This is a genomic window from Campylobacter sp. CNRCH_2013_0855, assembly GCF_025773025.1.
Lineage (GTDB): Bacteria > Campylobacterota > Campylobacteria > Campylobacterales > Campylobacteraceae > Campylobacter_D > Campylobacter_D jejuni_C.
Window position 1 is genome coordinate 1 of sequence record NZ_JAKMTE010000034.1, and the last position, 2,153, is coordinate 2,153.

Genomic DNA, 2,153 nt, shown 5'->3' on the forward strand with positions numbered 1-2,153 from the left:
TTAAATACAAATATATTAGATCAAATTCAAAATTTTAAAGACCATTTACAAGACATTACTTCTGATATCAAAAAAAGTTTTAGTATTTTAGAATTGGATTTTTCAAAAATTTTAAAGTTTAATGAAGAAATTCATGAGTTTAAAATTTCATTTGAAAAAGATTTTGCATTATTAGGAGAAGTTTTAGTTCCTGCGTTAAAAAATGTCGAATTAGAACTTGCAAAAATTTATTTAATGCCAGCAATAAGCCAAGAAGATAAAAAAACAAGAATGATCTTGTGGATTTTAAAACAAGAAGAGTGGTTTGAAATTCTTCAATCAACACTGATAAATTTTTATAGTGCCATTTCAAGGGAAAATAAATGAATTTTTTACAAAAAAATATCTTAAATATTGAAAAAAATTTGGCAACTAAAATTTTAACTTGCAAAAATCACAAAAAACCTATTGGAAATAAACTTTTTTTAGAAAATATTCAAAGCAATTATTCAAACTACCCTATACTTTTTATATATGGTATAGGAGAGTATATCTTAGAACTTTTTAAAAATGAAAACTTAAAATATATTATTATTTTTGAAGATGATCTAGAGATAGTTTATCACATACTTCAAAATAATGATTTTAGTAATTTTCTTAAAAACAACCAACTTATAATCTATCACACTCAAGACTTTCATCTTTCAAATGCTAAGATAATGTTTTTAAGTCAAAACATTTTATTTTACCATGAAATTTTTACGCTATTTTCATTCAAAAAAACTCATTTTAGTCAATATATAGAAAATACATGCATTCAAGCACTAGAGCATATAAAAAATGCTATGCATTCAAGCTCTTCTTGTTTAGAAGGTTTAGAATTTTTCACAAAAAATCTCTATCCTATGCTAACAAATCCAAGCACCAAAGAGTTGTTAACAAAACACCAATCTAAAAGCAAAAATGCCATTATAGTAGCAAGTGGACCTAGTCTTATAAAACAACTCCCTTTGTTAAAACAAATTCAAAATAAAGTTACTATATTTTGTGCTGATGGATCTTATACTATCTTACACCAACACAATATCAAACCTGATTATATTGGTTGTATTGAAAAAAGTATAGATTCTAATGTTTTTTTTAAAGATTATTATGAAGACAATAATGCAATTTTTCTTCTTACAGACACGACAAATCCTAGTATCATCCAAACTTTACAAGATCATCAAAAAAACATCATTATTACCCTAGCATCTAGTAATTTTAATCATAGTTTTAAGCTTGATGATTATGGCTATACAGATACAAAATTTTCAAGCGTAGCTAATTATTTATACCATTTTGCTATAGGTTTAGGCTATACAAATATCATTTTAATAGGGCAAGATTTAGCTTATGATAAAAACCTAAATTCTCATCCTAAAGAATTTTTACTAGGTGAAAAAACAGATACACATCGTTATGAACTCATAAAAACATTAGCTTATGGAGGAAAAGAAGAAGTTTACACCCATTGTGTATGGGAACTTTATAAAAAAGCTTATGAGGAAGATATACAAAATAATAAACACCTTATCACCACTTATAATGCCACAGAAGGTGGAGCAAGGATAGAAGGAAGTATAGAAAAATCTTTTAAAGAACTTTGTAATGAAATTTTAAACAAACAAAACACAAATAAAAACTTTCCTTCTGTAAGTCTTTCAAATGATTATAAAAAATATATTTTATCTACAATTTCAACCTTGCAAAATCACATCCAAATTAACCAAATTTTTGCATCCCAATGTGAATTAATATTAACAAAATTAAACCCTATTATAGAGCAAATCAATTTTATAGCAAACAACTATACTTTAGAAGATGCTCTTAAACAACTTGATCATGTTCAAATCAATCTTGCTCAAGAATACATCAAAACTTTTAAATCTTTATTGTTTTCACAAAAAAACTGGGAAAGTATGAGCGATATACTCTATACTTTAATTTTTGCAAACGAGCCTAATTTTATAAAACTACAAAGTTTAAAAACACAAAATGATCAAGAAAAGCTTGTTAATACATTATCCTATATCATCAACCATAAAAGATATATCAAAGAAGTTATTGATATTTTATACCAACAAAGGATGATTTTAGAAAGAGCTTTGGCCGATATAGAACAAAAAAATAAC

At 25.5% G+C, this 2,153-nt stretch carries 1 protein-coding gene and 1 pseudogene; both read left to right on the forward strand.

Translation table 11 applies throughout. From position 1 onward, the window contains the following. Positions 1 to 366, forward strand: a pseudogene (locus L8X40_RS08220) (hypothetical protein); the annotation flags it as partial. Continuing rightward, positions 363 to 2,153: motility associated factor glycosyltransferase family protein (locus L8X40_RS08225; RefSeq protein ID WP_263667669.1), on the forward strand; the 1,791-nt coding region annotated here is incomplete at its 3' end. The pseudogene L8X40_RS08220 and the gene L8X40_RS08225, both read left to right, overlap by 4 nt.